The organism is Calothrix sp. NIES-2100 (assembly GCF_963875285.1).
GTDB lineage: Bacteria > Cyanobacteriota > Cyanobacteriia > Cyanobacteriales > Nostocaceae > Aulosira.
The window spans coordinates 1,051,093-1,059,737 of sequence record NZ_CAWNLA010000001.1; the positions used below are offsets into that span (position 1 = coordinate 1,051,093).

8 protein-coding genes (1 of these 8 running past the window's edge) are annotated in these 8,645 nt (G+C 42.8%); 5 read left to right on the plus strand and 3 right to left on the minus strand.

Features of this window, described 5'->3' with window-relative positions; genetic code table 11:
* Positions 1 to 183: 183 nt before the first annotated feature.
* Entirely contained in the window at positions 184 to 1,443 is a 1,260-nt protein-coding gene (locus AACU32_RS04240) for a GTP cyclohydrolase II (protein ID WP_096598163.1), read from the minus strand.
* Positions 1,444 to 1,717: 274 nt separating this feature from the next.
* Here AACU32_RS04240 and AACU32_RS04245 point away from each other — a divergent pair, with 274 nt between their 5' ends.
* The 4 genes from AACU32_RS04245 (at position 1,718) to AACU32_RS04260 (ending at position 5,448) form a co-directional block, all read left to right on the plus strand.
* Positions 1,718 to 2,188: a tetratricopeptide repeat protein gene (locus AACU32_RS04245; RefSeq protein WP_096598165.1), complete on the plus strand. Its 471-nt coding sequence runs from the start codon at positions 1,718 to 1,720 to the stop codon at positions 2,186 to 2,188.
* A 33-nt stretch (positions 2,189 to 2,221) separates the two neighbouring features.
* Positions 2,222 to 3,286 carry an ABC transporter substrate-binding protein gene (locus AACU32_RS04250; protein ID WP_096598167.1) on the plus strand — a complete coding sequence of 355 codons (1,065 nt, stop codon included), beginning with the start codon at positions 2,222 to 2,224 and terminating at the stop codon, positions 3,284 to 3,286.
* Positions 3,287 to 3,879: 593 nt separating this feature from the next.
* Positions 3,880 to 4,653: an ABC transporter ATP-binding protein gene (locus AACU32_RS04255; RefSeq protein WP_096598169.1), complete on the plus strand. Its 774-nt coding sequence runs from the start codon at positions 3,880 to 3,882 to the stop codon at positions 4,651 to 4,653.
* Positions 4,654 to 5,448 carry an ABC transporter permease gene (locus tag AACU32_RS04260; RefSeq protein WP_096598171.1) on the plus strand — a complete coding sequence of 265 codons (795 nt, stop codon included), beginning with the start codon at positions 4,654 to 4,656 and terminating at the stop codon, positions 5,446 to 5,448.
* On the opposite strand, the gene AACU32_RS04265 is transcribed toward AACU32_RS04260, so the two are convergent.
* Positions 5,408 to 6,019, minus strand: a complete 612-nt coding sequence (locus tag AACU32_RS04265; protein WP_096598173.1) for an HD domain-containing protein — start codon at positions 6,017 to 6,019, stop codon at positions 5,408 to 5,410. The genes AACU32_RS04260 and AACU32_RS04265 overlap by 41 nt on opposite strands.
* Before the next feature lie 7 nt (positions 6,020 to 6,026).
* Entirely contained in the window at positions 6,027 to 7,442 is a 1,416-nt protein-coding gene (locus tag AACU32_RS04270) for a TIGR03985 family CRISPR-associated protein (RefSeq protein WP_096598175.1), read from the minus strand.
* 297 nt (positions 7,443 to 7,739) lie between these two features.
* On the opposite strand from AACU32_RS04270, the gene AACU32_RS04275 reads away from it, so the two are divergent.
* Positions 7,740 to 8,645 carry the 5' portion of a CRISPR-associated protein Csx3 gene (locus tag AACU32_RS04275; protein WP_096598177.1) on the plus strand. Its footprint extends 9 nt past the window's final position, so the window shows 906 of its 915 coding nt (coding positions 1-906); its start codon is at positions 7,740 to 7,742; its stop codon lies off the right edge, out of view.

Sequence of the window (8,645 nt, forward strand, 5' to 3'; positions counted from 1 at the left end):
ATCCCCTCCCCGTAAACGGGGAGGGGAGGTTTTGCGTCAGCAAAGCCGGGGTGGGGTGACGCGGATCATGATGTTAAGTGAGAGAATTCGCTCATCACGTCTTGGTAAGGGTTTCACGTTAAGTTGACACGTATGGGTAACCCCGCCCCTACAATTTGGCATAATTTATTTTTTGGAGTTTCCTTACCGTTCCAAATCTCTTCCCTTCACCTCACCCAAACTCTCTGCATCTAACACCTCACCTGTGGTATAATATCCAGCCGCCTTCTTCGCTTCAATTTCCACCCGTGCATCCTGGGGAATCAAATCCTCTGGGATAGGTACTCTTTCCACAATTTTAATCCCCGCTTGGGTGATGGCATTGAATTTCATATTACTCATAGATACCATGCGGTCAATCCGGGTAATGCCCAACCAATGCAACACATCAGGCATTAACTCTTGAAAGCGCATATCTTGGACACCTGCTACGCATTCTGTCCGCGCAAAATAAGCATCAGCGCGATCGCCTCCTTCTTGGCGCTTCCTGGCATTGTAAACTAAGAATTTGGTAACTTCTCCCAAAGCGCGTCCTTCTTTACGACAGTAGACAATTACACCCACACCGCCTTCCTGTGCAGTTTGGACACAAACTTCAATTCCATGCACTAAATAAGGACGACAGGTACAGATATCAGAACCAAACACATCAGAACCGTTACATTCATCATGTACCCGCAAAGCTAGGGGTTTATTCGGATCGGCGATCGCGTCCATATCACCGACAATATATACAGTGACACCCCCAATTGGCGGTAAAAACACTTCTAAATCAGAACGTGTTACCAATTCGGGGAACATCCCCCCAGTTTGTTCAAATAAAGCGCGGCGTAAATCTGCTTCCTTAATTCCAAACCGCTTGGCAATTCCCGGTAAATACCACACAGGCTCAATCGCCGCCTTCGTCACGACCAAATCACCACCTGGCTTCATAATTTTGCCATCAACCTGCAAGCGCCCTTTATCTACCGCATCTTGCAGTTCTGGCATATTAATATGCGCCTGAGTAATCGCGATCGTCGGCCGGATGTCATATCCTTGAGCGTAATATGAAGCAAACACCTCACTCGCTACCGCCCCAAAGGGGTCAAGAGAAACAATTTTATCAGGATCAGCCCAACTTGGATGGGGGCCAATATGTGTCACTGGCGATGTATTAGTCAAATCAGCCCGATGATCTGATTGTAAAGCTCCACTAGCCACCGCTAAAGCACGATACACCGCATAACTACCAGAATGAGTGCCAATGACATTTCTGTGTGCTTGCTTCGTTAAAGTCGCAATAATCGGTCCACGTTCCCTAGGATCACTAGCACCCCAGTGAATCGGAATTGGTTTAGCCCCACCATTATTTGGATGGGATGTCAGAACAATATGCCTAGAACCGCTATTTTGCTTTGGCATAGTCAATTAATTTTTTGTGTGCTGTTTTTATCAAGTATTAGTCAATAGGGTTTTATCAACTATTCTTAAATATATGATGTCCTAATGACTAATTTTCCATGAATTTTGTCTTTGAAATCAGTATTAATAGTATTACTGAATACAACTAAATTACAACACGGAAATTGCGGAATTTGCAACTGTAATAAGAGAATTTAAAGTTAACTTTAAAAATGACTAAGTAGAGAATTTTGTGCGAAAGTTGATATATAAATACGATTACCTAGACACATTTATGGATTCTTTATCGATCAAATCTTTACTTGAGGATTTGAAAAATTCTGATGCCACAGTTCGGGAACAGGCGACTAAGAAATTATGGCGGATCTGGTTTCAGCAAAAGGGGATTTATGGATTAGAGAAAATTGACCACAGTCAAAAGTTGTTAGATGCTGGTGAAACTACTGAAGCCGAAAAAGTCCTAACCCATCTGATAGAAGAACAACCCGATTTTTCCGAAGCATGGAATCGTCGTGCTTTTCTTTACTACAGTATCGGTGATTATCAAAAGTCGTTAGCCGATTGTCAAATGGTAGTGAATCTCAATCCTGTACATTTCGGCGCACTTCATGGTATGGGTTTGTGTTATGCCGCATTAGGAAAATATCGTGAAGCCATCCAAGCTTTTCAACGCGCGCTGACAATTCAACCTTATTCTGTGGTGAACCAAAAGCTGATTTTAGAATGTACATTCAGAATCAGCTAAAACATCACAGCCTCAGGAGCGTTATCTTGTTCCATGAATCAGTCTCCATGCTCATCAACTGCATTTCATCGCCTTAGTCGCCGTCAGTTTATTCAGTACAGTTGCATTGGTATAAGTAGCACTTTCCTTACTGCTTGTACTCATAGCAACCAACCAGCAACAACAAATTTAGGGTTAGATAAAGTTACCTTTGGGACAAATTGGATCGCTCAAGCAGAACACGGCGGATTTTACCAGGCGATCGCGACTGGAATCTACAAAAACCACGGTCTGGATGTCACAATTAAAATGGGTGGCCCCCAAGTACCTAATGGTACCCAGTTATTGATGGGAGGAGCAGTAGATTTTTTCATGGGTTATGGCATTGATGCCATAAACGCAGTAGCACAAGGTATTCCGAAAATCACGGTAGCGGCAATCTTTCAAAAAGACCCCCAGTGTATAATTATTCATCCCAACACAGCAATTAAAACCCTTGCCGACCTCAAAGGCAAACCGATTTATGTCTCCGCCGCCGCTAACGTCACCTATTGGCCTGTTCTCAAAGCTAAGTATGGTTTTACAGACGAGCAAAAACGCCCTTATAACTTCAATCCTGCCCCATTTTTGGCTGACAAAACCTCAGCGCAACAAGGCTACATCACATCAGAACCCTTCGCGATTGCCAAGCAAGGTGGTTTTCAGCCAACTGTGTTTTTACTAGCAGATTATGGTTATCAAACATACGCAACTACTATTGAAACCAGAAAAGAATTAGTAGAAAAAAATCCAAACTTAGTGCAGCGATTTGTGGATGCTTCCATCAAAGGTTGGTATAGTTACTTAGAAAATCCCCAACCAGGTAATCAATTAATCAAAAAAGAGAATCCAGAAATGACAGATGAGCAAATTACTTACGGCATTCAAAAGCTCAAAGAATATGGAATTATTCTGTCTGGGGAAGCAGAAAAACAAGGAATTGGAGCAATGACAGACGCAAGATGGAAATTATTATTCGATAGCATGGTCAATAGCAAACTGTCTCAGCCCAATGTTAAATATAAAGATGCATTTACCTTGGATTTTGTCAATCAAGGCAGAGATTATTACAACAAGTAATTTGTAATTCACTTGTAGGGAACTTTAGCTTCTAGCTGAAAAAAAAGGCAGTGGTTCGGCTTTGCTTACCAACCGGTGAGGAGGCAGATGGCAAAAGAGGTAAGATTTTTCATACTCTCGTTGTGTGATTTATCACATGAGCGTCTAGCTTGAAAATAGGGGTTAGGGACTAGGGGAACCAGGGTTAGAGAAGAGAGATTTTCATGTTTGGTTGTGGGATTTTTCCATGAGCGTCTAACTTGAAAATAGGGGTTAGGGACTAGGGGAACCAGGGCTAGGGAAACCAATAAGAGATATTTTCATGTTTGGTTGTGGGTTTTCCCATGAGGGGCTAGCTTGAAATAGTCATTTGTAATTTGTTAAGAAGGCAATAGGCAATAGTCATTGATTATTTCTCCTTGTCCTCCCGAAGTTCTTTTCGTCGTTCGACGAAGTCGTTCTCGAAGAGTAGACGTTGGCGTCCCTTGCGCGTCTCCCAAGGGGAGACGCCAGACGCTCGTACCTCGCTACCGCTGCGCTAACGCCGGACGCCGGCGCTCAGACTTCTCTCCTTGTCCCCCTTCTCCCCTCATCCCCTCTGCCTTATACTGATAATGAATCACCGTCCTGCTCTTACACTCAATTACGTTAGCAAAGTCTACCCCAATGGCACAGTTGCCTTACAAGACTTAAATTTAGCGATCCCAGAAGCACAATTTGTCAGTATAGTTGGGCCTTCTGGATGTGGTAAAAGTACAGTCCTGAGATTAATTGCCGGACTAGAACGGGTGAGTTCTGGTAGTATAGATTGGGGTTTGACTCCACAAGCGCGAAAACTAGCTTTTGTGTTTCAAGAGGCGGCACTTATGCCTTGGGCAAATGTGACAGAAAATATCCGCCTCCCCCTGAAGCTAGCAAAAATCCCCCAAAAAGATGCTCATAGCTTGGTAGAAAAAACATTGGCATTGGTAGGATTAGAGAAATTCGAGCGTAGCTACCCCCGTGAGTTATCTGGTGGGATGAAAATGCGCGTATCAATTGCTCGGGCTTTAGTCACTCAGCCAAATATCCTCTTAATGGATGAACCATTTGGGGCTTTAGATGAAATTACTCGCAGCAAACTCAACAGCGACTTACTAGATTTATGGCATCAACAGCGTTGGACTGTAGTTTTTGTTACTCACAATATTTACGAAGCGGTATACTTGTCAAATCGCGTCTTGGTGATGGGGATCAATCCCGGCCGGATAGTTGCAGATATTGAAATTGATGCACCTTACCCCCGGAGTGAGTCCTTTCGTACCTCATCAGTATATAGCGAATATTGCCGAGAGGTTTCTCAGTCGCTAGCGATCGCCATGAATCATCCTCAAACTACTGGATTTTGAATGTTTACTCGTCGCCCACAATTAAAAATTATACTTAAAAAATTGCGATCGCCTGATATTTGGGCACCAATATTAGTCGGGTTTTTGGTACTGGTATTGTGGGATATCTTCGTGCGGGTAACACATTTACCGCCTTATATTCTCCCTGGCCCCATCTTAGTATTTAAAACCTTAATTACTGATGGGAATGAGCTGTTCTCATCCTTATTAATCACCCTACAAATTACCGTAGTTGCCTTTATTGCATCTGCCATTTCTGGGTTACTGATAGCGATATTGTTTACCCAAAGCAAATGGATTGAACGCAGCTTATTTCCCTATGCAGTCATTTTACAGACAACACCGATAGTCGCGATCGCACCTTTAATCATTCTCTGGCTGAAAAATAACACCTTTGCGGCCTTAGTAGTTTGCGCCTGGATAGTCGCCTTTTTTCCCATCGTTTCTAATACTACCCTGGGACTCAAAAGCGTAGATCCCAACTTACTCAACCTGTTTCAACTCTACAAAGCTTCACGTTGGCAAACACTGCTGTATCTGCGCCTACCTAGTGCCATGCCATACTTTCTAGGGGGATTAAAAATCAGTGGTGGTTTAGCCTTAATTGGCGCAGTTGTAGCCGAATTTGTCGCTGGGACTGGCGGTGCAAAATCAGGTATCGCCTATCGCATTTTAATTTCCAGCTACAACCTGCAAATTCCCCGGATGTTCGCCGCATTATTCCTCACGACCGGGTTAGGTGTGTTAATTTTTGTCAGTTTGAGTGCTTTATCGGACTTGATTCATAAGAATTAGTACTTTCTTGGGACAACTGACTAACAATTCTTTCCAGTTCCTCGGTCATCCAATCAGAACCTGTTTCCCGATAAACTTGCAACAATGATTGGTAGAACCATAAAGTCCTTTCTCGACCAATTTTAAAGTTAGTCCAAATGCTGTCACCATATAATCGCCAGTCTATTAATAATGACCTGGCATTATGCAGTTTATCTGCTAAAGATACTCTGCGGACGGAAGCAGACGCATGACGCAGGTTTTCTAAATAACGATTTTTACGTTCTTGCCAAGGTGGTTTAGGTAGGGTATCCCACTCTGTACAGCCATCAATAATTGCGACAATTGTATCACCAAAACGTTGGCGAATTTCTTCGCGGGTAGGTTTGCCACCTTGGTCTTCTATACTATCGTGCAACAAACCGGCGATCGCTTCTTCTTCCGTTCCCCCAGCTTCCAATACTAAAGCCGCTACACTCAATAAATGGGTAATATAGGGAACGCCACTAATTTTACGGGTTTGTTCAGCGTGCAGACGAGTCGCATAAATTAACGCTGCTTCAAATTTTTCGGTCAATTTTACTGAATTCATAGTTTAGTTAATTATGATAAAGGTGAAATTCTTTGCTAACATCATCTGCTATACTTTGGCGTAAATCCCAAGGCATAATCACCTCAACTTTTGGGCGCCATGCACGTAAACGCATACTCACATTGTTATCTCCGTGTCGATAGTAAACACGATAGTAAGCATCTTCCGGGGAACGATTTGCCAGAACTTTCAGTAATTCTTGCTGTTGGGATGGCGGTGTTTGTTGCCGAATTAAACGTTCTGCTTTTGGGTAAGCGATCGCCTTAAAGGTATCATGACGAAAAGTATTGCGAATATAGCGTTCATGATACTCTCGCTCAAATCGTAGTAGCATCAGCCGAGGTTGCAAGTAGAAATCAAATCCCCAAGCATCAGACATCTGCTTTTCAATTTCTTCGGGAGTAGGTAATTGTCTTTTTTGGTAACGTTGTTGTAAAACCAGGGGAATAGCAGAATTTGTCCACTCAATGGGGGTAATGTTTTGAATTCTGTCTAGGCGAAAATTATACCAGTCAGTATTGCGATCAGGACTTTCGCCAAACGCACACAGATAAACTGCACGTTGCACATAATATATACAGACTGGGTAAACACAACATTCTACAGATTGTCCTAACCTGGCGCTGTTGTAATTGAGAGCGATCGCACTTACGGGGGTTTGTCCCCAAAGTTCTCTCAATTTGTGTTGCCAATCATCAACAGAGTCTATAGTAGTCCGAGGAATTACATAATCAAGTTGGCAGAAAAAGCGCCGTATCCCACAAATTTCTTGCGAGAGATTTTGTGCGATCGCTGCTAAATCTTCTTGATTGAGAAAATTTAATTCATCACTATGGAGTTTGGTAGAAGCTGCTGCTAAATTTGTCGTCATCGGACGAGAAGGTAAGTTATTAACGCGGTGATATGTCTGCTGTTGATATTTCAGCCAACCTAATTCTTCAAGAATTTCCAAATCTGCTTGCAGAGAACGACGAGTTACCCCAAACAAACGCCGCTGTAATAGTTCATCCAAATCAGATTCCGACTTGAGAGAACAAGGATTTTTAGCCGCCGAAGGTTTTGTGTCCTCTACTGAATTAGAGATACTCAGATGAGCCAAGAGCGATCGCTTCCATTGTGATTCCAAAATTCCTGTTTTCGTATTAAATAACCACTCCGCCGTTGTTTTCGCACAAGGACAATTAGCATCATGCAACTGGGGAATTCCTTCTCCCTTAGGGTGTGTGGGAGTAAAAAAAGCATCCCGCCAGCCTGCAAAAGTAAAAGAATCATCCAGCAGCAAGCGATCTGAAGTTTCACCATAAAGCGAACGCAACCATACCCACAACCGAATCGCCCGCAGCAGGTTTTGCTTGAGAGAACCCCGTGCTAACCATTGCAGCAATTCTACTTGAGGAACATCAGAAAAAATTTCAACAGACACTTGCCTAGTACATTTGAGGTATTACACCAGCATAAATCACTTTGGAATAAGCTTCTTCCAATACCCTGTATGATGTACTCATTAATTGAAAGCTGGAAGTAATGGCTACCCATAAATATATGCAGTGCAGTTGTTTTTCCCTTCCGCCTTAGATAAAGATGTGATTTCTATCACATACATTTTAGCGTGTAAACTGTGACACTTAAGTTGTTAATTTAATTTTTTGGGAAAAATCACGCAAAAATTATCTAAAACAGGGCATTTTCACCATTATGACTTGAGGTGGCTCTTTTATCTATGAGTACTTACCACATTAATTTAGAAGGCGATGTATTAAAAGTAAGATTTGGGACAGCAGCCTACGGTGACCAAATAGTTCGTGATGCAGCAGCGCGTTTAGACGAATTGATAGAATCGGGAGAAATTAAGGGTGGACGGTTGCTGAAAATTGATGGACCAGCATCGCTACCAGTATGTTACCTGATAGCCCATAAAGTATCTCATCTTTATAGTGCGATCGCCATATTCGACCCCAAGATTGGCAGAAAAGGTTATAAAACTTTTATTACAGCAGTTTCCCACACTCGAGCCTATAAAATAGGCGAACTCATCGAAACCGACGAACCGCACAAGGATAAAATCAATCCAAAAGTTGTAATTTGTGGCCCTCAACAGTCAGGAAAATCATGCTTGCGGGAAGCTTTAAAGCAAGCAATTTCTAACATTGCAGGCGCACCCTATCCTTATGTAATTACCGCTTGTCCTGATGGCGAGGGCGCATGGTTTTCTGAAGCCGCACAGCGTGATTTGGAATTAGCAAAAAGACTGAAAGCTGAGTATAAAGCCAAGTTCACCCCAGAGTTTGCACAAAAAGCTGCGGGTTGGGTGCGGAGTGCAAACACACCCCTAAATATCATTGACGTTGGGGGACAAATCACCGATGAAAATCGAGTCATTATGCGAGAAGCGACTCACGCCGTTATTTTATCTGGAGAGAAAGATAAAATTCCCCAATGGCAAGAATTTTGTGAATCGCTGGGGTTGCGAATAGTTGCAATTATTCACAGCGATATCGAAGCTAAAAACGATGTGATTGAGTCTGAGTTACCTGTGTTGACTGGTAGAGTTCACTATCTTGTCAGAGGAGAAGATGTTTCCAAAAGGGAGATGGTACAAGCGTTGGCAAAAGTTTTGGTAGGTTTG